Source organism: Pseudomonas sp. FH4 (assembly GCF_000510915.2).
GTDB classification, from domain to species: domain Bacteria; phylum Pseudomonadota; class Gammaproteobacteria; order Pseudomonadales; family Pseudomonadaceae; genus Aquipseudomonas; species Aquipseudomonas brenneri.
Genome location: NZ_AOHN01000027.1, coordinates 1 through 23,854 on the forward strand (window position 1 = coordinate 1; position 23,854 = coordinate 23,854).

Annotated in this window: 23 protein-coding genes and 1 pseudogene; 18 read left to right on the top strand and 6 right to left on the bottom strand. The window is 61.9% G+C overall.

Annotation, left to right across the window (positions count from 1 at the left end):
- Nucleotides 1–163 precede the first annotated feature (163 nt).
- The 16 genes and pseudogenes from H097_RS21515 to H097_RS21585 all read left to right on the top strand — a co-directional run bounded on the left by H097_RS21515 (nucleotide 164) and on the right by H097_RS21585 (nucleotide 14,457).
- On the top strand, nucleotides 164–952 hold the full coding sequence (locus tag H097_RS21515; protein WP_032862363.1) for an ABC transporter ATP-binding protein: 789 nt from the start codon (nucleotides 164–166) through the stop codon (nucleotides 950–952).
- On the top strand, nucleotides 949–1,896 hold the full coding sequence (locus H097_RS21520) for an ABC transporter substrate-binding protein (protein WP_032862364.1): 948 nt from the start codon (nucleotides 949–951) through the stop codon (nucleotides 1,894–1,896). The genes H097_RS21515 and H097_RS21520 overlap by 4 nt, the downstream gene beginning before the upstream one ends.
- Nucleotides 1,893–2,903, top strand: a complete 1,011-nt coding sequence (locus tag H097_RS21525; protein ID WP_032862365.1) for an iron ABC transporter permease — start codon at nucleotides 1,893–1,895, stop codon at nucleotides 2,901–2,903. Before H097_RS21520 ends, H097_RS21525 begins: the two co-directional genes overlap by 4 nt.
- Before the next feature lie 180 nt (nucleotides 2,904–3,083).
- A complete protein-coding gene (gene urtA / locus H097_RS21530; RefSeq protein ID WP_032862366.1) occupies nucleotides 3,084–4,349 on the top strand; it encodes an urea ABC transporter substrate-binding protein in 1,266 nt (421 codons plus the stop codon).
- A 159-nt stretch (nucleotides 4,350–4,508) separates the two neighbouring features.
- Nucleotides 4,509–6,011, top strand: a complete 1,503-nt coding sequence (gene urtB, locus H097_RS21535) for an urea ABC transporter permease subunit UrtB (RefSeq protein ID WP_032862367.1) — start codon at nucleotides 4,509–4,511, stop codon at nucleotides 6,009–6,011.
- Nucleotides 6,011–7,090, top strand: a complete 1,080-nt coding sequence (gene urtC / locus H097_RS21540; RefSeq protein WP_032862368.1) for an urea ABC transporter permease subunit UrtC — start codon at nucleotides 6,011–6,013, stop codon at nucleotides 7,088–7,090. The genes urtB and urtC overlap by 1 nt, the downstream gene beginning before the upstream one ends.
- Nucleotides 7,087–7,947, top strand: a complete 861-nt coding sequence (urtD, locus tag H097_RS21545; protein ID WP_032862369.1) for an urea ABC transporter ATP-binding protein UrtD — start codon at nucleotides 7,087–7,089, stop codon at nucleotides 7,945–7,947. Before urtC ends, urtD begins: the two co-directional genes overlap by 4 nt.
- Before the next feature lie 12 nt (nucleotides 7,948–7,959).
- Nucleotides 7,960–8,067, top strand: a pseudogene (locus H097_RS29125) (outer membrane lipoprotein carrier protein LolA); the annotation flags it as partial.
- Nucleotides 8,068–8,089: 22 nt separating this feature from the next.
- Entirely contained in the window at nucleotides 8,090–8,788 is a 699-nt protein-coding gene (gene urtE / locus H097_RS21550; protein WP_032862370.1) for an urea ABC transporter ATP-binding subunit UrtE, read from the top strand.
- 30 nt (nucleotides 8,789–8,818) lie between these two features.
- Nucleotides 8,819–9,658, top strand: a complete 840-nt coding sequence (locus H097_RS21555) for an urease accessory protein UreD (protein ID WP_032862372.1) — start codon at nucleotides 8,819–8,821, stop codon at nucleotides 9,656–9,658.
- 79 nt (nucleotides 9,659–9,737) lie between these two features.
- Complete coding sequence (locus H097_RS21560) at nucleotides 9,738–10,040, top strand: urease subunit gamma (RefSeq protein ID WP_032862374.1); 303 nt, start codon at nucleotides 9,738–9,740, stop codon at nucleotides 10,038–10,040.
- A 9-nt stretch (nucleotides 10,041–10,049) separates the two neighbouring features.
- Entirely contained in the window at nucleotides 10,050–10,580 is a 531-nt protein-coding gene (locus H097_RS21565; protein ID WP_032862375.1) for a GNAT family N-acetyltransferase, read from the top strand.
- A 5-nt stretch (nucleotides 10,581–10,585) separates the two neighbouring features.
- Nucleotides 10,586–11,119, top strand: a complete 534-nt coding sequence (locus H097_RS21570) for a GNAT family N-acetyltransferase (protein ID WP_032862377.1) — start codon at nucleotides 10,586–10,588, stop codon at nucleotides 11,117–11,119.
- Complete coding sequence (locus H097_RS21575; protein ID WP_032862378.1) at nucleotides 11,116–11,421, top strand: urease subunit beta; 306 nt, start codon at nucleotides 11,116–11,118, stop codon at nucleotides 11,419–11,421. The genes H097_RS21570 and H097_RS21575 overlap by 4 nt, the downstream gene beginning before the upstream one ends.
- Before the next feature lie 111 nt (nucleotides 11,422–11,532).
- Nucleotides 11,533–13,233, top strand: a complete 1,701-nt coding sequence (ureC, locus tag H097_RS21580; protein WP_032862379.1) for an urease subunit alpha — start codon at nucleotides 11,533–11,535, stop codon at nucleotides 13,231–13,233.
- 99 nt (nucleotides 13,234–13,332) lie between these two features.
- Nucleotides 13,333–14,457, top strand: a complete 1,125-nt coding sequence (locus tag H097_RS21585) for a HAMP domain-containing sensor histidine kinase (RefSeq protein WP_032862380.1) — start codon at nucleotides 13,333–13,335, stop codon at nucleotides 14,455–14,457.
- A 101-nt stretch (nucleotides 14,458–14,558) separates the two neighbouring features.
- On the opposite strand, the gene H097_RS21590 is transcribed toward H097_RS21585, so the two are convergent.
- Nucleotides 14,559–15,503, bottom strand: a complete 945-nt coding sequence (locus H097_RS21590; RefSeq protein ID WP_032862382.1) for a DnaJ C-terminal domain-containing protein — start codon at nucleotides 15,501–15,503, stop codon at nucleotides 14,559–14,561.
- Nucleotides 15,504–15,775: 272 nt separating this feature from the next.
- On the opposite strand from H097_RS21590, the gene H097_RS21600 reads away from it, so the two are divergent.
- Complete coding sequence (locus tag H097_RS21600) at nucleotides 15,776–17,044, top strand: Hsp70 family protein (protein ID WP_032862385.1); 1,269 nt, start codon at nucleotides 15,776–15,778, stop codon at nucleotides 17,042–17,044.
- A 136-nt stretch (nucleotides 17,045–17,180) separates the two neighbouring features.
- On the opposite strand, the gene H097_RS21605 is transcribed toward H097_RS21600, so the two are convergent.
- The 3 genes from H097_RS21605 to H097_RS21615 all read right to left on the bottom strand — a co-directional run bounded on the left by H097_RS21605 (nucleotide 17,181) and on the right by H097_RS21615 (nucleotide 19,628).
- Nucleotides 17,181–18,194: an AI-2E family transporter gene (locus tag H097_RS21605; RefSeq protein WP_032862386.1), complete on the bottom strand. Its 1,014-nt coding sequence runs from the start codon at nucleotides 18,192–18,194 to the stop codon at nucleotides 17,181–17,183.
- Between the two features lie 274 nt (nucleotides 18,195–18,468).
- Nucleotides 18,469–18,768 carry a PsiF family protein gene (locus H097_RS21610; RefSeq protein WP_032862388.1) on the bottom strand — a complete coding sequence of 100 codons (300 nt, stop codon included), beginning with the start codon at nucleotides 18,766–18,768 and terminating at the stop codon, nucleotides 18,469–18,471.
- A 71-nt stretch (nucleotides 18,769–18,839) separates the two neighbouring features.
- Nucleotides 18,840–19,628, bottom strand: a complete 789-nt coding sequence (locus H097_RS21615; RefSeq protein WP_032862400.1) for a helix-turn-helix transcriptional regulator — start codon at nucleotides 19,626–19,628, stop codon at nucleotides 18,840–18,842.
- A gap of 97 nt (nucleotides 19,629–19,725) precedes the next feature.
- On the opposite strand from H097_RS21615, the gene H097_RS21620 reads away from it, so the two are divergent.
- Entirely contained in the window at nucleotides 19,726–20,598 is an 873-nt protein-coding gene (locus H097_RS21620) for a DMT family transporter (RefSeq protein WP_032862390.1), read from the top strand.
- Here the strand turns inward: H097_RS21620 and H097_RS21625 are convergent.
- Together H097_RS21625 and H097_RS21630 are read right to left on the bottom strand one after the other, a co-directional pair.
- Nucleotides 20,595–21,485, bottom strand: coding sequence for a triacylglycerol lipase (locus H097_RS21625; RefSeq protein WP_032862392.1), 891 nt, complete (start codon nucleotides 21,483–21,485; stop codon nucleotides 20,595–20,597). The genes H097_RS21620 and H097_RS21625 overlap by 4 nt on opposite strands.
- A 134-nt stretch (nucleotides 21,486–21,619) precedes the next feature.
- Nucleotides 21,620–23,689, bottom strand: a complete 2,070-nt coding sequence (locus tag H097_RS21630) for an AsmA family protein (protein WP_032862393.1) — start codon at nucleotides 23,687–23,689, stop codon at nucleotides 21,620–21,622.
- Nucleotides 23,690–23,854 lie beyond the last annotated feature (165 nt).

Genomic DNA, 23,854 nt, shown 5'->3' on the forward strand with positions numbered 1-23,854 from the left:
CCCAAGAAATTGGATTGGTGTCCAACTTCTTGGGGGCAGTCCACTTTTGTGGGAGCTGGCTTGCCTGCGATGCAGACACCTCGGTCTGTCAGTTACATCGGGGTGATGCTATCGCAGGCAAGCCAGCTCCCACATTGGATCTATGTTTGACTTGAGATTATCGATGACCGCACTCAACCTTCACCACCTCGCCTGGTCGCCCTTGGGCCATGGCCACTGTCATCACCAGTTCCAACTGCGTGATGCCAGCCTGCGGGTGGGTGCGGGGGAGTTTGTTGGTTTGATCGGCCCCAACGGCAGCGGCAAGACCAGCCTGTTGCGCTGCGCCTATCGTTTCAGCAAACCCACCGCCGGCGAGGTGCTGCTGGACCACCAGAACGTCTGGAAGCAATCCTCGCGCTGGTGCGCCCAGCGCATCGCCGTGGTGTTGCAGGAATTTCCCGACGCCTTCGGCCTGCGGGTCGATGAGGTGGTCGCCATGGGTCGCACGCCCCATAAGGGGCTGTTCGACGGCGATACCCGGCACGACCGGCAGTTGATCGAACAAGCCCTGGAATCGGTCGGCCTACTGGGCTTTGAAGACCATGCCTTCGCTACGCTTTCCGGCGGTGAAAAGCAGCGGGTGATCCTCGCCCGCGCCCTGGCCCAGCAACCGCAACTGCTGATCCTTGACGAGCCGACCAACCATCTCGACCCGCGCTATCAACTGGAGTTGCTGGGGCTGGTCAAGCGCTTGCAGATCGGCACCTTGGCCAGTATTCACGACCTCAACCTGGCCGCAGCCTTCTGTGATCGCCTGTACGTCATCAACCATGGGCAGATCGTTGCCAGCGGTACGCCCCACGAAGTATTGACTGCCGAACTGCTGCGCGAGGTGTTTGGTGTCGAAGCCTTGATTGACACTCATCCCCTGTCCGGCTACCCACGAATCACCTGGATAACCCAACCATGATCCTGCGCTCCCTGCTGTGCTTTACCCTGCTGTGCGGTGCGACCCAGGCGTTCGCCGAGGCCACCCATTACCCATTGAAGATCCAGAGCTGCAACCGCGAAGTGACCTTCAAGCAGGCGCCCAGGCATGCGGTCAGCCACGACATCAACATGACCCAGATGATGCTCGCACTGGGTCTCAAGTCGCGCATGGCCGGCTACAGCGGCGTGACTGGCTGGAAGTCGGTCACGCCCGAGATGGCGCAGATCCTCGACGGTCTGCCGGAACTGGCCAGCAAGTATCCGTCGGTGGAAACCCTGCTCAACGCCAACGTCGATTTCTTCTTCGCCGGCTGGGACTACGGCATGCGCGTGGGTGGCGACCTTACGCCGCAAACCCTGCAGCCCCTGGGTATCAATGTGCTGGAGCTGACCGAGTCCTGCGCCTTTGTGATGAAGCGCCCCGCTGCAACCCTGGACGACACCTATAACGACCTGCGCAACCTGGGCAAGATCTTCGACGTGCAGGACCGCGCCAACGCCTTGATCGCACAGATGCAGGCCCAGGTCGCCCAGGTGCAGACAACCCTGCCCGCCGAAAAGCCACGGGTATTTCTCTACGACAGCGGAGAAGACCGCGCCATGACTTCCGGGCGCCTGGGCATGCCGCAAGCACTGATCGATGCTGCCGGCGGGCGCAATATCCTCGATGACGTCGAAGCCAGCTGGACCCGGATCAACTGGGAAACCGTGGTCGAACGCAACCCGCAGGTAATCGTGATCGTCGACTACAGCGAAATCACCGCCGAGCAGAAACAGCAGTTTTTGCTCGATAACCCGGCACTGCAATCGGTGGACGCGATCAAGAACCAGCGTTTCATCGTGATCCCTTACGTACAGGCCACGCCGGGCATCGACAATGTGCTGGCGGTCGAGACCCTGGCCAAGGGGTTCCACGGCCAATGATCGACCGTCGTTATGCCCTGCTGCTGAGTGCCCTTGGCGTGTTGTTGCTGATCTCTTGCGTAATCTCGCTGGGGTTCGGCTCCGCGCGGGTGCCGGTAGACGTGGTGTGGCGGATTCTGCTGCACAAGGCCTTGGGCATCGGCGAGGCCAACTGGAGCGCCGGCCAGGAACATATCGTCTGGCTGATCCGTGTACCACGCATGTTGCTGGGCGCGCTGGTAGGTGCCGGGCTGGCGCTGATCGGCGCGGTCTTGCAGGCAGTCACACGCAACCCCCTGGCCGATCCACACCTGCTGGGCGTAACTTCGGGCGCCACATTGGGCGCGGTGATTGTGGTGCTGCATGTCGGCGAAGTCATCGGCCTGCTGACCCTGCCCACCGCCGCCTTCATCGGCGCGCTGCTAAGCATGCTGGTGGTGCTGGCGGTGGCCAGTCGTAATGGCCGCCTGGAGAGTGATCGTCTGTTGCTGTGCGGCGTGGCCGTGTCGTTCGTGATGATGGCGGTTGCCAACCTGTTGCTGTTCATGGGCGATCATCGCGCGGCGTCAGCCGTGATGTTCTGGATGCTCGGCGGCCTGGGCCTGGCGCGCTGGGAACTGCTGGCGATCCCCACCGTCACTGTCTTGCTGGGGCTGGTTTTGCTACTGGGCATGGCGCGCCCGCTCAACGCGCTGATGTCCGGCGAGCAGACCGCCGTGACCCTGGGCCTGAACGCCCGCAATGTGCGCCTCAAGGTATTTTTGATCGCCTCGTTGATGACCGGCGTGCTGGTATCGATCAGCGGCTCCATTGGCTTTGTCGGGCTGATGGTGCCGCACATCGCCCGTCGCCTGGTAGGCGCAGAACACCGCCGGGTACTGCCGGTGTGCGTGCTGCTGGGCAGCCTGTTCCTGGTCTGGGTCGACGTTGCCGCGCGCACCCTGATCGCCCCCGAGGACTTGCCGATCGGCGTGGCCACTGCGGCCATTGGCGGGTTGTTTTTTATCGGCTTGATGCGCAAGCGCTGATGACGCCCCCTTGTGGCGCACGCACGCGCACCATGCCACTCGATCTGCCAGCTCATGGTGCACTGCACAAACCTAGCCCGCGCCAAAACGACCGTTTTCTGCCTTTATACGACTAGGCACACGGCTTGCAATGCCTCCCTCAACTGTCGTCTAACACTGTTGAGTCACGGAGATTGCACAATGAAGCGTCGCAGCTTGATCAAGGCTTTCACACTCACGGCATCCATTGCCGCCATGGGCCTGACCTGGACCGTCCAGGCCGCCGAGACCATCAAGGTCGGCATCCTGCACTCGCTGTCCGGGACCATGGCGATCTCCGAAACGTCGCTCAAAGACATGGCCTTGATGACCATCGACGAGATCAACGCCAAGGGTGGCGTCAACGGCAAGATGCTGGAGGCGGTGGTGGTGGACCCGGCGTCCAACTGGCCGCTGTTCGCCGAAAAGGGGCGGCAGTTGCTGACCCAGGACAAGGTCGCCGTGGTGTTCGGCTGCTGGACCTCGGTGTCGCGTAAATCGGTGCTGCCAGTGTTCGAGGAACTCAATGGCCTGCTGTTCTACCCGGTGCAATACGAAGGCGAAGAAATGTCGCCCAACGTGTTCTACACCGGCGCCGCGCCGAACCAGCAAGCAATCCCGGCGGTGGAATACCTGATGAGCGAGGAAGGCGGCAGCGCCAAGCGCTTCTTCCTGCTGGGTACCGACTACGTGTACCCGCGCACCACCAACAAAATCCTGCGCGCGTTCCTGCAGTCCAAAGGCGTCGCCGACAAAGACATCGAAGAGGTCTACACCCCGTTCGGCCATAGCGATTACCAGACCATCGTCGCCAACATCAAAAAATTCTCCGCCGGTGGCAAGACGGCGGTGATCTCCACCGTCAACGGCGACTCCAACGTGCCGTTCTACAAAGAACTGGCCAACCAGGGCCTGAAAGCCACCGAAGTTCCGGTGGTGGCGTTCTCGGTGGGCGAAGAAGAACTGCGCGGCATCGACACCAAACCACTGGTGGGCAACCTGGCGGCGTGGAACTACTTCCAGTCGGTAGAGAACCCGGTCAACGCCAAGTTCGTCGCTGACTGGAAAGCTTATGCCAAGGCGAAAAATCTTCCGGGCGCCGACAAGGCCGTCACCAACGACCCGATGGAAGCCACCTACGTCGGCATCCATATGTGGGCGCAGGCGGTGGAGAAAGCCAAGTCCACCGACGTCGACAAGGTGCGTGAAGCCCTCGCCGGCCAGACCTTCGCCGCACCGTCGGGCTACACCCTGACCATGGACAAGACCAACCACCACCTGCACAAGCCGGTGATGATTGGCGAGATCCAGTCTGACGGCCAGTTCTCGGTGGTCTGGCAGACCGAAGGGCCGATCCGTGCCCAGCCTTGGAGCCCGTATATCCCTGGCAACGACAAGAAGCCGGATCACGCGGTGAAGAGCAACTAAGCCCCAACCCACGGGCCCGCTCTCTGTAGGAGCTGGCTTGCCGGCGATAGCGGTGTGTCAGTCGACTCATCTGTAACTGCCCCACCGCTATCGCCGGCAAGCCAGCGCCTACAGAGGGTAGGTGTTCACACCGTCCGCGCATGTTCAGGACAATTTGTTATGCCCACTGCCCTCCACCGCCTCATCCTGGCCTGCCTGCTGTTGCTGCCCCTGGCTGCACACGCAGGCGATGCCGAAGATTTCCTCGCGGCCAACCCCACGCAACAGGCCAAACTGTTGCAGGACTGGGCCGCCCAGCCCGACCCGGCGCGTGTCGAGTTGATCAATTCACTGCAACAAGGCCAACTCACGGTAAACGGCGAAACCAAGACCGTACGCCTGAACAACCGCCTGCGCGGCTTGATCAACAACGTACAAGCCAGCCAGCAGTTGCTCGCCACCGAACCCAAGGTGCGCCTGGCGGCTGCGCAACAACTGCAAAAAAGTGCGACGCCTGCACAACTGAAATTCCTCGACCAGCAACTCGCCAACGAAGCCGACGACGACGTCCACAGTGCCCTGAGCCTGGCCTTGGCCAACCTGCAACTGGTCGATTCCGACCCCGCAGTACGCCTGGCAGCCGTGCGCCTGCTCGGCGACACCGGCGACCCACTGGCCCGTACCCGCCTGGAAGCCCTGCTCGCGCCCGGTGTCGAGGCTGACGCCGCGGTGCACACCGCCGCCGAAACCAGCCTGGCCCAGGTCAAGCGCAAGCTGCTGGTGGGCGAAGTGCTCGGCCAGGCCTTCAGCGGCATGTCCCTGGGCTCGATCCTGTTGCTGGCGGCCCTGGGACTGGCGATCACCTTCGGCTTGCTCGGCGTGATCAATATGGCCCATGGCGAGATGCTGATGCTCGGCGCCTACTCCACCTATGTGGTGCAGTTGCTGATGCAACGCTACGTACCCCAGGCCATCGAGTTCTACCCGTTGATCGCACTGCCGGTGGCGTTTTTTGTCACCGCCGGCATCGGCATGGTTCTGGAACGCACGGTGATTCGTCACCTTTATGGCCGGCCGCTGGAAACCCTGCTGGCGACCTGGGGCATCAGCCTGATGCTGATCCAGTTGGTGCGCCTGGTGTTCGGCGCGCAGAACGTTGAAGTGGCCAACCCGGCGTGGCTGTCGGGCGGGATCCAGGTGCTGCCCAACCTGGTGCTGCCGTACAACCGCATCGTGATCATCGCCTTCGCCCTGTGCGTGGTGGTGCTGACCTGGCTGCTGCTGAACAAGACCCGCCTGGGTCTCAACGTGCGCGCCGTGACCCAGAACCGCAACATGGCCGCCTGCTGCGGCGTACCCACCGGGCGCGTGGATATGCTCGCGTTTGGCCTGGGCTCCGGCATCGCAGGCCTGGGCGGCGTGGCCCTGAGCCAGATCGGCAACGTCGGCCCGGACCTGGGCCAGAGCTACATCATCGACTCGTTCCTGGTGGTGGTACTCGGCGGTGTCGGCCAACTGGCCGGCAGTGTCATGGCCGCCTTCGGCCTGGGGATTGCCAACAAGATTCTTGAACCGCAGATCGGTGCCGTGCTCGGCAAGATCCTGATCCTCGCGCTGATCATTCTGTTTATCCAGAAACGCCCGCAGGGACTCTTCGCACTGAAAGGACGGGTGATCGACTGATGAACCAGCCATTGATGCTTACGGCCGCGCAAAAGGCCGGCCCCAAGGTGACGATTGCGGTGGGCGTGGTGATCCTCGCCATGCTGCTGGCGTTGCCGTTGTTGTCACTGTTGCCCGCAGACAGTGCATTGCACGTCTCGGCCTACACCCTGACCCTGGTGGGCAAGATCCTCTGCTACGCCATCGTCGCCCTGGCGCTGGACCTGGTGTGGGGTTACGCCGGCATGTTGTCCCTGGGCCACGGCCTGTTCTTCGCCCTCGGCGGCTACGCGATGGGCATGTACCTGATGCGCCAGGCGTCCGGTGAGGGTCTGCCGGCGTTCATGACCTTCCTGTCGTGGACTGAGTTGCCGTGGTATTGGGTCGGCACCGAGCACTTCCTCTGGGCCCTGTGCCTGGTGGTCCTGGCCCCGGGCTTGCTGGCGCTGGCGTTCGGTTTCTTTGCCTTCCGTTCGCGAATCAAGGGCGTGTATTTCTCGATCATGACCCAGGCCCTGACCTTTGCCGGGATGCTGTTGTTTTTCCGCAATGAGACCGGGTTTGGCGGCAACAACGGCTTTACCAATTTCCGCAGTATTCTCGGCTTCGGCATCACCGAACCGGGCACCCGCGCGGTGCTATTCCTGGCTACGGTGCTGCTGTTGGTGGCCAGCCTGTACATCGGCTGGCGCCTGGCGCAGAGCAAGTTCGGCCGGGTGCTGACGGCCCTGCGTGATGCAGAAAACCGCCTGATGTTCTGCGGCTATGACCCACGCGGCTTCAAGCTGTTCGTGTGGGTGCTGAGCGCGGTGTTGTGCGGCCTGGCCGGGGCGCTGTATGTGCCGCAGGTGGGCATCATCAACCCCAGCGAAATGTCACCGACCAACTCCATCGAAGCGGCTGTCTGGGTTGCCCTCGGCGGGCGCGGCACCTTGATTGGCCCACTACTCGGCGCAGGTGTGGTCAATGGCATGAAGAGCTGGTTCACCGTGGCCTTCCCGGAATACTGGCTGTTCTTCCTCGGCGCGCTGTTCATCATCGTCACGCTGTATTTGCCCAAGGGCATCATCGGCCTGCTGAAGAAGAAGGGCGAACAATGAGAATCACACCGACGGCTGAATTTATGCTCGAACCTGTTCTCGACCCCAACAAAGATGCCGGCAGCAGCCGCGACGCCATCGGCCTCGGCCAGGCCGCAGGCAAGGGCCTCAACACCCGCCACGGGACGATCCTGACCCTGGAAGATATCAGCGTCAGCTTCGACGGTTTCAAGGCGCTCAACGACCTGAACCTGTACATCGGCGTCGGCGAATTGCGCTGCATCATCGGCCCCAATGGTGCGGGCAAAACCACGCTGATGGACGTGATCACCGGCAAGACCCGCCCCAGCCACGGCAAGGCCTGGTTCGGCGAAACCCTGGACCTGACCAGCATGAGCGAAGTGCAGATCGCCCAGGCCGGCATCGGCCGCAAGTTCCAGAAGCCCACGGTGTTCGAAGCCCTGAGCGTGTTCGAAAACCTGGAGCTGGCGCAGAAAACCGACAAGTCAGTGTGGGCCAGCCTGCGCGCACGCCTGAGCGGCGAGCAGAAAGACCGCATCGACGAGGTGCTGGACACCATTCGCCTCACAGCATCAGTGCAACGCCCGGCCGGCTTGCTGTCCCACGGCCAGAAACAGTTCCTGGAAATCGGCATGTTGTTGATGCAAGACCCGCAACTGTTGCTGCTTGATGAGCCGGTGGCAGGCATGACCGACGCCGAGACCGAGTTCACCGCCGAGCTTTTCAAGCGCCTGGCGGGCAAGCACTCACTGATGGTGGTGGAGCATGACATGGGCTTTGTCGGCTCGATTGCCGACCACGTCACGGTGTTGCACCAGGGCAGCGTGCTGGCCGAAGGGTCGCTGGAACAGGTGCAGGAAAACGAGCGCGTCATCGAGGTGTACCTCGGTCGCTGAACCCGATGCGGATTGCTCTCTGTAGGAGCGAGCTTGCTCGCGAAGATCGTCAACGATAACGCGCCGAGCCTGAATGCCCGCGGTGCCTTGGCGCTTTTCGCGAGCACGCTCGCTCCTACAGGGAATTGAGGAGAATTTGAACATGCTGCAAGTCGATAAATTGCACCAATACTACGGCGGCAGCCACATCCTGCGCGGCCTGTCCTTTGACGTGAAAGTCGGCGAAGTCACCTGCCTGCTGGGGCGCAACGGCGTGGGTAAGACCACCCTGCTCAAATGCCTGATGGGCCTGTTGCCGGCCAAGGAAGGTGCTGTCAACTGGGAAGGCAAGGCCATCACCGGCTTCAAGCCGCACCAACGGGTACACGCCGGCATCGCCTACGTGCCCCAGGGCCGGGAGATTTTCGGCCGCCTGACGGTGGAAGAAAACCTGCTGATGGGCCTGTCGCGTTTTCCCGGCAGCGAAGCCAAGGAAGTGCCGCCGTTTATCTACGAACTGTTCCCGGTCTTGCTGCAAATGAAGCACCGCCGCGGTGGTGACTTGTCCGGCGGCCAGCAGCAACAACTGGCGATCGGCAGGGCCCTGGCCAGTCGCCCGCGCCTGTTGATCCTCGACGAGCCCACCGAAGGCATCCAACCGTCAGTGATCAAGGAGATCGGTGCGGTGATCAAGAAGCTCGCCGAACGTGGCGACATGGCGATTTTGCTGGTGGAGCAGTTCTACGACTTTGCCGCCGAGCTGGCCGATCAATACCTGGTGATGTCACGGGGTGAAATCGTCCAGCAGGGCCGTGGTGAAAATATGGAAGCCGAGGGTGTACGCGGCCTGGTTACCATCTAATCTGTAGCGTCTCGTTGATAAGCCCTGACCATGACTGTTCCTGCCCCCACCGCCCTGTTCACCCCCAGCTGGCACGCCGCGCTGGAGTTGGGCTACGCACAATTTGGCACGACCACGCGCCCGGTGCTGCGCCGCCATCAGGGTCCGCTGCGGGTGCAAAAGCACCTGTACGCCGAAGGTCCCGAGGTGTGCCAGCACATTATCGTGCACCCGCCGGGCGGGATTGCCGGGGGGGATCGCCTGGATATCACGGCGCATGTCGGCCAGGGTGCATGGGCACAGTTGACCAGCCCCGGCGCCGCCAAGTGGTACCGCGCCAGCGGGCCGGCCTATCAGCAAGTGGCATTGACGGTCGAGGCCGGCGCCACCCTGGAGTGGCTGCCCCAGGAAACCATCGTGTTCAGCGCCGCACAGGCCGAACTCAGTACCCGCATCGACCTGCACGGCGACGCCCGTTTGTTCTACTGGGATGTGGTGGCGCTGGGGCGCCCGGCCAGTGGCGAGCGTTTCGACCTTGGGCACTTTCAGTCGCACCTGGATATCCGCCGCGACGGCCAGTTGCTGTGGCATGAGCGCCAGCGCATTGTGGGCGACGACGGCCTGCTCGACTCGCCGATTGGCCTGGATGGGCAGCCGGTGTTTGCCACGTTGCTGGTGAGCGGGGAAATCGATACCGAACTGCTTGAACAATGCCGTGCGCTGCCCCATGCAGTGCGTGGCGACCTGACCCAACTGCCGGGTTTGCTGGTGGCGCGCTGCCTGGCCAGCGAGACGTTGCTGGCGCGGGCCTGGTTGATTGATCTGTGGCGGTTGTTGCGCCCGGCGCTGCTGGGGCGTGAGGCCATACCTCCGAGAATTTGGAACACATGAAATCAAAATGTGGGAGCGAGCAAGCCCTCACATTGGACCTGTGTTGTTAATAAATTTTTTTCAAAACGGATTGCTGACCATGGACCTGACCCCACGGGAAAAAGACAAACTGCTGATCTTCACCGCCGGCCTAGTGGCCGAACGCCGCCTGGCGCGCGGGGTGAAGCTCAATTACCCGGAAACCATTGCCTATATCTCCGCCGCCCTGCTGGAAGGTGCGCGTGATGGCCGTACCGTGGCCGACCTGATGCACTTTGGCACCACCCTGCTCAGTCGCGAGCAAGTGATGGAAGGCATCCCGGAAATGATCCCGGATATCCAGGTCGAAGCCACCTTCCCCGACGGCACCAAACTGGTGACCGTCCACCAACCCATCGCCTGAGGCCCGGCCATGTCCTTGCTGATTCGTGACGCGGTGCACGGCGACTTGCCGGCCATCCGCGATATCTACAACGATGCCGTGCTCAACACCACGGCGATCTGGAACGACCAACCGGTGGACCTGGGCAATCGCCAGGCCTGGTTCAGCGCGCGCCTGGCGCAGTTCTATCCGATCCTGGTGGCGGTGGATGCCGAGCAGGTCGTCGGCTATGCCTCGTTCGGCGACTGGCGGCCCTTCGACGGCTTTCGCCACACCGTCGAACATTCGGTGTACGTGCGCAACGACCAACGTGGCAAGGGCCTTGGCCCGCTGCTGATGCAGGCACTGATCGAGCGCGCCAGGACCTGCAACAAACATGTGATGGTCGCGGCCATCGAAAGCGGCAACCTGGCCTCGATCCGCCTGCATGAGCGCCTGGGCTTCAGCACCACCGGGCAGATGGCCCAGGTGGGCACCAAGTTTGGCCGTTGGCTGGACCTGACCTTCATGCAACTGCTGCTCAACCCCGGCGCCCAGCCACCTGCCGTGCACAAGGAGTGATACCGATGAACGCTGCCCAACTGCGTCGAGTGAATGCCGAAAGTTTTGCCCATTATCGCCAGGGCCTGATTGAGCTGTTGCTGGACGCCGTGAAGCACGGCGCATCGGTGGGTTTCATGGCCGACCTCGACGCAGCCCAGGCCCGCGCCTACTTCGACGGCGTACAGGCCGGCGTCGAGGACGCCAGCCTGCTGCTGTGGGTGGTGGTGCGCGATGAACAGGTGCTGGCCAGTGTGCAACTGGCGCTGTGCCAGAAAGCCAACGGCCTCAACCGCGCCGAGGTGCAAAAGTTGCTGGTGCTCAACGACGCCCGGCGCCATGGCCTGGGCCATCAATTGATGAACGCGCTGGAGCTGTGTGCACGCCAGCACAAGCGTGGCCTGCTGTACCTGGACACTGAAGCTGGCTCCCCGGCCGAAGCCTTCTACCAGGCCCTGCACTACACCAAGATCGGCGAACTGCCGGACTACTGCCAAAGCCCGGACGGACGCTACAGCCCGACCGCCATCTACTTCAAGACCCTGGGGCAACCTGCATGATTCCTGGCCAATACCAGATCCAGCCTGGCGAGATCGAACTGAACGTGGGCCGGCGCACCTTGAGCCTGAGCGTGGCCAACAGCGGCGACCGGCCGATCCAGGTCGGCTCCCATTACCATTTCTTCGAGACCAACGACGCGCTGACCTTTGACCGCGCCCTGGGCCGCGGCATGCGCCTGAACATCCCGGCGGGCACGGCGGTGCGGTTCGAGCCGGGACAGAGTCGCGAGGTGGAGTTGGTGGAGCTGGCAGGGTTGCGCCGGGTGTTCGGGTTTGCCGGGAAGATCATGGGTGATCTTTAGGGCCTCATCGCAGGCAAGCCAGCTCCCACATGGGAATGCATTTCAAATGTGGGAGCTGGCTTGCCTGCGATAGCGGATTCACATTCAACACAAATTCTTCAGGACACTCCTATGAAAATCAGCCGCCAGGCCTATGCCGACATGTTCGGCCCCACCGTCGGTGACAAGGTCCGCCTGGCCGATACCGAGCTGTGGATCGAAGTGGAACAGGACTTCACCACCTACGGCGAAGAAGTGAAATTCGGCGGCGGCAAAGTCATCCGCGACGGCCAGGGCCAGAGCCAACTGCTGGCCGCCGAGGTGGTCGACACGGTGATCACCAACGCGCTGATCATCGATCACTGGGGTATCGTCAAGGCCGACGTCGGCCTGAAAAATGGCCGTATCGCGGGGATCGGCAAGGCCGGCAACCCGGATATCCAGCCCGGCGTGACCCTGGCCATCGGCGCCAGCACCGAAGTGATTGCCGGCGAAGGCATGATCCTCACCGCCGGCGGCATCGACACCCATGTGCACTTCATCTGCCCGCAGCAGGTCGAAGAAGCACTGACCAGTGGCGTCACCACCATGATCGGCGGCGGCACCGGGCCGGCCACCGGCACCAACGCCACCACCTGCACCTCGGGCCCGTGGCACCTGGCGCGCATGCTGCAAGCCAGCGATTCGTTCCCGATGAACATAGGCTTTACCGGCAAGGGCAACGCCAGCCTGCCCGAGCCGTTGATCGAGCAGGTCAAGGCCGGTGCCATCGGCTTGAAGTTGCATGAAGACTGGGGCACCACGCCCGCCAGTATCGACAACTGCCTGAGCGTGGCCGACCAGTACGACGTGCAGGTGGCGATCCACAGCGACACCCTCAACGAATCCGGCTTTGTCGAAACCACCCTCGCCGCGCTCAAGGGCCGCACCATCCACACCTACCACACCGAAGGTGCCGGCGGCGGGCATGCGCCCGATATCATCAAGGCCTGCGGCTTCCCCAATGTGCTGCCCAGCTCCACCAACCCGACCCGGCCGTTCACCCGCAATACCATCGACGAGCACCTGGACATGTTGATGGTCTGTCATCACCTCGACCCGAGCATTGCCGAGGACGTGGCCTTCGCCGAAAGCCGCATCCGCCGCGAGACCATCGCCGCCGAAGATATCCTGCATGACCTTGGCGCATTCTCGATGATCAGCTCCGACAGCCAGGCCATGGGCCGCGTGGGCGAAGTGATCATGCGCACCTGGCAAACCGCCGACAAAATGAAAAAGCAACGCGGGCCACTGCCGGGGGACGGCGCAGGCAACGACAATTTCCGCGCCAAGCGCTACATCGCCAAGTACACCATCAACCCGGCGATCACCCATGGCATCAGCCATGAGGTGGGCTCCATCGAAGCCGGTAAATGGGCCGACCTGGTGCTGTGGCGCCCGGCATTCTTTGGTATCAAGCCCACGTTGATTCTCAAGGGCGGAGCGATTGCCTCAAGCCTGATGGGCGATATCAACGGCTCGATCCCCACCCCGCAACCGGTGCACTACCGCCCGATGTTCGCCAGCTTCGGCAGTGCATTGCACGCCACCAGCCTGACGTTTATCAGCCAGGCGGCGCTGGCTGAAGGCTTGCCGCAGGCCTTGGGATTGAAAAAGCAGATCGGGGTGGTCAAGGGCTGCCGTGGGGTACAGAAGACAGACCTGATCCACAACGACTACCTGCCAGACATCGAGGTCGACCCGCAGACCTACCAGGTCAAGGCCGATGGCGAGCTGTTGTGGTGCGAGCCGGCAGATGTGCTGCCAATGGCCCAGCGGTACTTCCTGTTCTGACCGTTCATCGGCAGGTTGCCAGCGAGCCAGTGAAGCTCGCAGACGTTGGCGCTACGATGCGCCACGTTTGCTCACTGTCTTGCACTTGGGAACCTGGCTATGCGCCTATCCGAATTCATCGCGTTGCATGCCGACCGGATCGTCGATGAATGGGAGCAGTTTGCCGAAACCTTGACCCCGGCCGCCGAAACCCTGAACCGCACGCAACTGCGCGACCACGCGCACTCGATCCTGCTGGCCGCCGCACGGGACATGAACACCCGCCAGAGCGCCAGCGAACAAGCGGCCAAGGCCAAGGGCGAAGGCCCGGAGAAAACCCCGAGCCTGGACGAAGCCGCCGCCAGCCATGGCGAGCTGCGCCATACCGTGGGTTTTGACCTGGTGCAGATGACCTCCGAGTTCCGTCACCTGCGGGCCTGTGTGATCCGGCTGTGGGTCGAGAGCCTGGAGGCGCCGGACCTTAAGTATTTCCAGGACATGATCCGTTTCAACGAAGCCATCGACGAAGCCCTGGCCGAGTCCACCGCGGCCTACGCCGAGCAGGTCAATCGCTCGCGGGATATTTTCCTCGCCATCCTCGGCCACGACCTGCGTGCACCGTTGCAGGCGGTGAAGATGTCTACCGAGATGTTGTTGCGCAAGGTCCCGCTGGACAGCAATGGCCTGGACCTGGTGGGTAATATCAAGAGTGGCGCCCGGCATATGGCAGCCATGGTCAGCGATCTGCTGGAGTTTGTGCGCAGCCGACTGGGCAGCAGCCTGCCCATCGAGCCCAAGCCGATGAACCTGGCCGAGGCGGCAAAGGAAGCCATCGACGAAGCGTGCGCGGGCCATCCGGACTGCCAGATTCACTTGCATATCGACGGGGATGCCCAAGGGCAGTGGGATCGCGGGCGGATTGATCAACTGTTGCAGAACCTGATCGGCAACGCGTTGCAGCACGGCCTCAACAGCCAGGCCGTGACCCTGAGCCTCAACGGCACGCCTGATAGCGTGGAGTTGCGCATGCACAACTACGGCACACCGATTCCCCAGGCGGCGCTGGGCACCGTATTCGACCCGCTGGTGCGCAGCGCCACTGAAGAGCTGGGCAGCACCTCAACCAGCCTTGGGCTGGGGCTGTTTATCGTCAAGGAAGTGGTGCAGGCCCATCGGGGCACGATTGAAGTGGCCTCCAGCGAAGCGGCGGGCACCACGTTTACCGTGGTGCTGCCGCGCCGATAGGCCACGCAAATCCAATGTGGGAGCTGTCGAGCCTCGCTGAAGCTCGACAGCTCCCACAGGGTTTGCCTGATTTCCCAGGCATCAACCACCACAGGCCTCTGTTAGCGGCTCCAGGTTTCCCGTGGATCAAAGTCGGCTTTTTTCGCCAGCTCCTGCCACAACGCCTTGACCTCATCGTCACAGCTCTTAGGCATTACCGCCTTGAGCTGCACAAACAGATACCCGCGTTGCCCGGCCTTGTTCAGCAAGCCATGGCCCTTGGCGCGCATGCGCTGGCCATTCTGGCTGCCGGCCGGCACCTTGAGGTTGATCTTGCCGGTGAGGGTCGGCACCGCCACTTCCGTGCCTAGGGCCAGTTCCCATGGCGCCAGGGGCAGGTTGATGATCAGGTTTTCGCCGTCCACTTCGAACTTGGGGTGCGGCGCAAACTTGATGATCAGGTACAGGTCGCCATTGGTCCCACCGCCAATCCCCGGCGCACCCTGGCCCTTGAGGCGGATGCGCTCGCCATCGGCTACACCGTCCGGGATCTTCACGTTCAGGCTCTTGGTGGTGTTGCTGACGTGCCGGCCCGAGGCGTCGTATTGCGGGACCTGGAAGCTGATTTGCTTGGACTCGGTAGAGAGTGTCTCCTCAAGGAACACCGACAGCTGCATCTCCACGTCCTGGCCTTTACGCCCTGTAGGACGGCGCTGACCGCCACCAAAGCCGTCGCCACGGGAGCCGAAGATCGAGCTGAAAAAGTCAGAGAACTCACCGCTGTCCTGGCCACCGCCAAACCCGCCACGGCTCTGCCAGCCTGGCGGCCCCTGGAACGGTTGACCATGCTGGCCATAGCGGCGCAATTCGTCGTACTCGGCGCGCTTGTCCGCACTTTTCAGCGCTTCATAGGCTTCCGAGGCATCCTTGAACTTCTCTTCCGCGTCCTTTTCCTTGCTGACGTCGGGATGATACTTACGGGCCAGCTTGCGATAAGCGGCCTTGATCTGCTTGTCATCGGCCGTCGGCTCGACACCAAGAATCTTGTAATAGTCTTTGAAATCCATGGGGGCATCACCATCCGTTATCGAGATCGCACAGTCGCGCCCTGCCTGCCTGGGCATTGCGGGGCGGTTCGAGGTGCGTCAGAAAATTATCGGCGGCTTGCAGGACAAACTTGATCCTTTCGACAGCCACCAACCGTATGCACAGGAGTTGGGGGCAAAGAGCCGACCTTTCAAGGTAACAAGTCTGCTGTATTTAGCGGATAGTCGGCCTACGCATCTGCACGCGAGTGACATACACTGCGCGGCCGTTTTTTAACCGGAACCTGTTAGACATGAACAACACCTCCCCAGCCCGTGCCTGCGGCATCGACTTCGGCACGTCCAACTCCACTGTCGGCTGGATCCGTCCCGGCATGGAAACGCTTATCGCGCTGGAGGACGACAAGATTACCCTGCCGTCGGTGGTGTTCTTCAACTTCGAAGAACGCCGCCCGGTGTACGGCCGCCTGGCGCTGCACGAGTACCTGGAAGGCTACGAAGGCCGCCTGATGCGCTCGCTCAAGAGCCTTTTGGGCTCCAAGCTGATCAAACACGACACCAGCGTGTTGGGCACGGCCATGCCGTTCAAGGACCTGCTGGGCCTGTTTATCGGCCAGCTCAAGAACCGCGCCGAAGCCACCGCCGGCCGTGAGTTCGAAGAAGTGGTACTGGGCCGCCCGGTATTTTTCGTCGATGACGACCCGATGGCCGACAAAGAGGCCGAAGACACCCTGGTGGACGTGGCCCGCAAGCTTGGCTTCAAGGAAGTCTCGTTCCAGTACGAACCGATCGCCGCGGCCTTCGACTACGAGTCCACCATTGAAAAAGAAGAGTTGGTACTGATCGTCGATATCGGCGGCGGCACCTCCGACTTCTCCCTGGTGCGCCTGTCGCCTGAGCGGCGCAAGCACGACAACCGCCACGACGACATTCTCGCCACCGGCGGTGTGCACATCGGCGGTACCGACTTCGACAAACAGCTCTCGCTGGCCGGCATGATGCCGCTGTTCGGCTACGGCAGCCGCATGAAAAGCGGCGCCTACATGCCCACCAGCCACCATATGAACCTGGCCACCTGGCACACGATCAACTCGGTGTACTCGCAAAAGTCCCAGATTGCGTTGGGCAGCATGCGCTACGACATCGAAGACACCGGCGGCATCGACCGGTTGTTCAAGCTGATCGAACAGCGCGCCGGGCACTGGCTGGCCATGGAAGTGGAAGAAACCAAGATCCACCTCACCCACGACGCCAGCCGCCATGTGCCGCTGGATCGGGTCGAGGCGGGCCTGAGCGTGGAACTGAGCCGCGCCCTGTTCGAGTCGTCCATCGACAACCTGCTGGAACGGGTGCGCAACAGCGTGACCCAACTGCTCGACGACGCCTCGGTGGACGTGGCCCAGGTCGACACGGTGTTCTTCACCGGCGGTTCCAGCGGCATCCCGGCCCTGCGCCAGAGTGTTTCGGCGATGCTGCCCAATGCGCGGCACGTAGAAGGGAATATCTTTGGCAGCATCGGCAGTGGGTTGGCGATTGAGGCCAGTAAGCGCTATGGCTATTGAGCTTTAGCCAAGACCGTGGCGCGGCCTTCGCGAGCAAGCCCGCTCCCACATTTAGACTGCATTCCCAAGGTGGAACTCGGTCCAAATGTGGGAGCGGGCTTGCTCGCGAAAGGGCCAGTCCAAACACCCTCAAGTTTTAGACCATCCCACCCAACTTCAACTCACTCTTCAAATACGCATAGTAGATCGGCCCCGCCACCACTCCCGGCAGGCCGAATGCGGCTTCGAACACCAACATCGCCAACAGCAACTCCCACGATTTGGCACTGATCTGCCCGCCGACGATGCGCGCGTTGAGAAAGTACTCGACCTTGTGGATCACGATCAGATACCCCAGCGCCGCCACCGCGACCCAGATCGACAGCGACAGGGCGACGATGGTGATCAGGGTGTTGGACATCAGGTTGCCGATTACCGGCAGCAGGCCCAGCAGGAAGGTCAGGACGATCAGGGTCTTGGTCAGCGGCAGGTGGATCCCGCACAGCGGCAGCACCACCGCGAGGAATATCCCGGTGAAGACAGTGTTGAGCGCAGCGATTTTGATTTGCGCGAAGACAATGTTGCGAAAGGCCTGGACCAGCAGGTGCAGGCGGTCGAACAGCGCGGCGGCCAGGGGTTTGCGCTTGGTCAGGTCGGGGACCCGTTGCAAGGCGATGATGGCGCCCAGGACCATGCCGATCAGCAGGGTCACGAACATGTGGGCGGCGTCTTTGCCGACCAGTTGCAAATCGCTCAGGTGCTTGCTCAACCAATCGCCAATGGCTACGCGAAACTCGGCGGCGCTGGCCGGCAGGTAGGCGTCGAGGAACGGCGGCAACTGGCCGCGTGCGCGGTCCACCACGCCCATGAATTTATCCAGGGAAGCCCCGGGGTTTTCCGCTTCGTGCAGCAGGAAGCTGATGGCGCCGGCAAAAATTAGAGTCAGTACGCTGACAATAACCGTGCCGAGCAAGGCCACGGCCAACCAGCGTGCGCGCCGGCCTTCGATCAACCGTTGCAACTGCGGGGTGAGCATGTTGACCAGTTCGAAGACAAGCAAGCCAGCCAACAGGCTGGGCAGCAGTTTTAACGGCAATACCAGCAACAATCCGCCGAAAATGATGATGTAGCTGGCCAGCAACAACACATGACGCTGAGAAAACGTTGGCATACAGCCTCTAAACGAACGGCGTTAAAGGACGTGTAGGAGCGGGCTTGCCCTAATGCCAGTCAGTTAAGCAGTCATCGCCTTCTGTAGGAGCGAGCTTGCTCGCTCCTACAAAAAAGCCTTAACTGACTGGCATTAGGGCAATGCCCGCGAAAAACTCATGGGCAACGCGTGCAGTCAAGATGCGCGCGATACCGTTCACGTTCTTCGCGAGCAAGCTCGCTCCTACAGGTGTAAGGGCTGTGCGAGTGTCGCAGCCTTAGGTAGTCCGGGGCTATTAATTCTTCAGGCAGGTGCTCATAAAGGTTTTACGCGCATCGCCAGCCAGCGCCTTGGTTTTGGCCGACGCGTTGCAGTCCTTCATCTTTTGCTGCTGCGGGGTCAGGGTCTTGGCGTCATTGGCGGCCGGGGCCGAGAGGCAGGTTTTCATGAAGGCCTTGCGATCATCGCCCTTCAAGGTCTTGGTGGAAGCTTCGGCGTTGCAGGTGGTCATTTTGTTTTGCTGGGCAGTGGCCGCAAACCCTTGGGAACAGAGCAGCAGACCGATCATCAACAACGGAATACGCAACATCTTCATGGAGTTTTCTCCCTGTTACCACGCCGAGGGGCGCGGCCTCCCCTGCAGTGTAGACAAAGCCTGTTACACCTTCACCTACTACGTAGGTTCGTCCGTCGATACTGCTCCGGCGTACTGCCGGCCTGGCGCTGGAACATCGCAATAAACGCCGAGGCGGTGCTGTAGCCCAGGTCAAACGCTACTTCCTGCACACTGCGGCTGCTTTCCAGCGCCTCAATGGCCGCCAGAAAACGCAGGCGCTGGCGCCACTCACCAAAACTCATGCCCAGTTCACGCACAAATTGCCGGGCCAGGGTGCGCTCGCTGACATGCACCTGCTGCGCCCACTGCGCCAACGCGCGGCTGTCGCCAGGGTCCACCTGCATGCCTTCGAGCACGCTGAGCAGGCCGGGGCTACTGGCATAGGGCAGGAAACAATCATGCACCGGCGCCTGGCGCAGTTGATCCACCAGCACCTGGGCCAGGCGCACGTCGGCCTCGTTGGCGGGGATGTTGACGTCGCGCTCGGCAAAGTCACTGAGGATGGCCTTGAGGATGTCGCTGATGGTCAGGGTGCAGGGCTGCGCAGGCAATTGCTCGCACAAGGACGGCGCCAGGTACACCGAGCGGTAGACAATCGCCTGGGCGTTGTAGGAGCTGTGCTGGGTGTTGGGCGGGATCCACACCGCGTATTGCGGCGGCGACATAAACCGGTTGCCGCCCACCTCAAAGCGCATCACGCCACGGGCCGAGTAATCCAGGGAACCCCATGCATGTTGATGGCTGGAAGCATGGCTGTCGGCGGCAAACTCCGAATAGCGAAAGTACACCGGGGCCGGCAGTACGTCGAAATCGGGCAAGTTGATGTAGGTTCTGGACATGTTGTCTGGATACAAAGGCGGCTTGTCTGGATCGAAGTATAGGCTTCGATCCAGACAAAGGATAATCAAGCCTCACTAACGTTCCTGGTTCCTTGCGATGCAATACGCTTATCCGCTGCTGGCCATTTTTATCTGGGCTGGCAATACCGTGGTCAACAAACTCGCCGTGGGCTCGATATTCCCGGCCGAGATCGGCTTTTATCGCTGGCTGCTGGCGGCCATCCTGTTTACCCCGTTCATGCTCAAGCCGGTCATTGCCAACTGGGCGCTGATCCGCCCCAACCTGGGCAAAATCGTCATCCTCGGTGTGCTCGGCATGGCGGTCTACCAGAGCCTGGCGTACTACGCGGCGAGCCTGACCAGCGCCACCAATATGGGGATCATCCTGTCGCTGATGCCGTTGATGGCCCTGACCGCCGCCATTATCAGTCTCGGCCAGCGCCTGACCTTCGGCGCCTTGACCGGTGCAGTCCTGTCGTTTGCCGGGGTTGCGGTGGTGGTATCGTCCGGCAGCCTCGGCGCGCTGCTGCAACACGGGGTGAACCTGGGCGACGCGATGATGCTGGTGGCCACGCTGGCCTATGCGATCTACAGCACCCTGCTGAAAAAATGGCAACTGCGCCTGCCGCCCCTGGTGTTGTTGTATTTGCAGGTACTGGTGGCGGTGGTGGTGCTGTTTCCGCTGTTCCTGGCGTCGGACAAGGTCGGCCTGGGCCCCTCGAATATTGGCCTGGTGGTGTATGCCTGCCTGCTGGCGTCGATGATCGCGCCACTTGCGTGGATGCATTCGGTGAAAAACCTGGGGCCGAGCCGCACCACGCTGTTTTTCAATTTGCTGCCGTTGATCACCGCGCTGATTGCCGCGGTGGTGCTCAAGGAGCAGTTGGCGCTGTATCACCTGGTCGGGGGCGTGCTGACGTTGGGTGGGGTGATTTTGTCGGAGCGCTGGACGACGCCGGTAAGGCGCTAAATCCCGGCTGCCTTCAACCGCTGCGCATGCTCGACAAACAGGCGAATCGGCTCGGCGCCCTTGCCCACCAGGCCCAGCGACTGGTTGACGATATCGAAATGGTCCAGCGCATAGTCATCACCAATCACCGTGCCCAGGTGCGAGCTGTAGCGCCCGACCATGCCATCGCACTGGCCTTTCTCCTTGACGAAGGTGCGCGCAAACAGCCGGCAACTGCGGTTTGTACCGTCCAGCAGGTTGCGCCCGCGATCAGTCTTGCCCGGCTGCAAGGTGCCGGACCAGGAGTAATACCGCACACCGTTCACTTCCTCGGCGCCCTGCCCGCCCCAGGTATCGGGCAAGCCCTGGGGGTACTGGCGATTGAACAGCGCCACACCCTCACTGGTCAGTGACTGATGAGAGGCGTGGATATCCGCCGCAAAACGCGGGCCGCGATAGCCGGTTTCGAGCAGCCCCATCACCACGCCCACCAGGCGCAACAACGCACTCATGATCCGCCCCTTGGCGCTATCGGCCGGGTAGTGGCTGTGCAAGTAGTCCGCCAGTTCAGAACCGTGATTGGGCCCGGCCACCGACGTGACCGAGGCCACCCACTCCGGGCGTTTAGCCGCTGCGTAACGGGCGGTGAGCGAACCCTGGCTGTGACCGATCAGGTTGACCTTATCGGCGCCGGTCTGGCGGCGTATCTGTTCGATCTGCACCAGCAACTGCTCGCCGCGCACCTCACTGGCGTTGAGCGGCGCCACCTGCACCGCAAACACCTGCGCCCCGCCGGCACGCAATGCCGGGACGATCCCGTACCAATACGGGTACAGCACCAGCCGCACAAACCCGAGCATGCCCGGCACCAGGACCAGGGGATAACGTGTAGCCAATGACTGCGGCATGGGGCGAACGTCCGTCAAAAAGGCGATTGAGCAGATCCTAGACCAGCCCTGCGGCAATCGATATGACACCCGGCTACATCCGATAAAACTTTTTGCGCCGCGTAGCACTCACATTTTGGTTTCGGGCTCGTCAGTCAGCCCTTCACCGTCTTCGGCGCCTTGCCTTCCTTCATCTGCTGCAACAGCGGCACACACTGGTTCGGCACATCACCGCTCGGTGCCACCAGCGCCAACAATCCCGCCGCAGGCCCGACAATCACCCCCAACGCCACCATCCCTGCACCCCGCAGCATTAACGGCACCGCCTTGACCCCTGCATTGGGCTTGATAAACGGCCCGTTGACGTACAGCGGCGAGCGCAGCGAGAACAGGCGGAAACCCTTGGACTCCGGGGTAATCGTCAGGTCCAGTTGTTCGCTGGCCATGTTCGCGGTGCCATCGATGTAGATGATCGCGTTCTCGGTATCGAACACAAACAGCCGACTGGTGGCCAGGCCGGTCTTGATGCCGAAGTCCGCCGCCGCGCAGTTGATCTTCACTTCCTTGTCGCCAAACATCTTGCCGACCACATAGTTGCCCACGTTCAGCCCGGCAATTTCCATCAGGCCACGGCTGATCGCGCCGTCGTTGATGAGCATTTTCAGATCGCCATTGGCACTGCCCAAGAGCGCCGCCACCGAGTTGCCACGCCCGGCGATGTCGGCATCGCCGTTGAGTTCGCCGAAGCTGGTTTTCATCGGTTCAAAGGTGGGGAACAACTGCTTGAGCTTGAAGTTGCGCGCCGTCAACTTCGCCCGGCCCTCCAGCGGAGTGATGCGGCCATTGAGGCGGATTTGCGCGCTGAGCTTGCCTCCCGCCACGCCAAAGCGCAGGGGTTCCAGGCTCAATTGGCCGTCGGTCAGCACCAAGTGTGTGTAGAGGTCGGTGAACGGCAATTCGGCGCTGTGGACAATGCGTTTGCCCGTGAACTCGACATCCGCGTCCATATCGCGCCAGCGCTCGGTGCGAAACTCCTCGACCGGCAGCACCTTGGTCGCCGGTTGCTTGCTTTCACCGCCACGGGCCTTTTGCTTGGCGTTGGAGTCAGCACCGATCAGCGGCGCCAGGTCGGCCAGTAACAGTTGATTGGAGACCAGCGCACCACTGAGCTTGGGCCGCGGCTGGCTGGCGACGTAGGCCAGGTTGCCATGGATATCGCTGTTGCCGATCTTGCCGTTGAAGTTTTCATAACGGAACGACGCGCCGCCGGCTTCATGCAATTTGGCGATCAAGCGACCATCGGTGGAATAGGCCGGTGAGTCCGGCAGAGTCACGCCAGTCAGCGGGTAAAGGTTGCCCAGGCTGGTACCGGACAGTTTCAGGCGCAAATCCAGGGCGCCGAGGTTCAGCGGGTCGGTCAGGGTGCCGGCCAGGGCGATGCTGGTGTCACCGATCCTGGCCTGGGCTTGCAGGGGGAATGGCTTAGCGGCGTCCTGCAGGGCCAGCAACCCGCCGATCTTGCCGCTGCCGGCGAGTTTCTGGCCGTGGTACTGACCGCTGACCTTGAGGCCGAAAGCGTAGTCCTGGGGGGCAGAGCCCTTCTCCAGGGCCTTTTTTGCGTCGCGCTCACCGACTATTTCACTGAACGCAACCGGCTTGCCCAGCGGGTCGATCAGCACATCCAGGCGGGTCTTGAGCGTCTGGTCGTCGAGGGTCACGTGGCCCTTGTCGAAGCCGATAGCGCCGATATCCACCACCCAGCTGGACGGTTCGGCATTCGGGTCCTTGGGATCAAATTTGAATACCCAGTTGGCGCGGCCATCGGCCAGGCGCTGCAACTCGGCGCTCGGTTCGGTCAGGTCGATACGCGGAATCACCACGCGCTGGGCCAGCAAGGCCAACGGCGAGATACGCAATTCGACACGCTTGAGGCTGACCATCTGCGGTTTTTTCGACCACTCGGGGTTGCCCAGGCTCAGGTCCTCGGCCACCACATGGGGCCACGGCACCCAGGCCCGCCAACCGCCCTCGTCCGGCTCGCGCTGCCAGACCACGGCCAGGTTGCCATTAATGGCAAAGGTGCGATGCAGCTCTTCGGAGACTTTGGCATTGAGTTGCGGCTTGATCCGGTTCCAGTCGAAGAACACCAGGATCAGCACGACGGCGGCGATTAACAGAACGAAGCAAGCACTGCTCCAGGCGAGAATTTTACGAGTGCGCGTCATTGCACAGGGCTCCTGATTACGACTGCGCGTGCCAGTGGCAACGCGCGCAAGGACTAAAGCTTATATGGCTACGACTGGCAAATGGCCTGGGGGTTTAACCGCAGAGTGGAATTAGCGGCGAAAAGCGCTTTTTCTGACTAATCCGACAGCTTCTCTCATCAACGG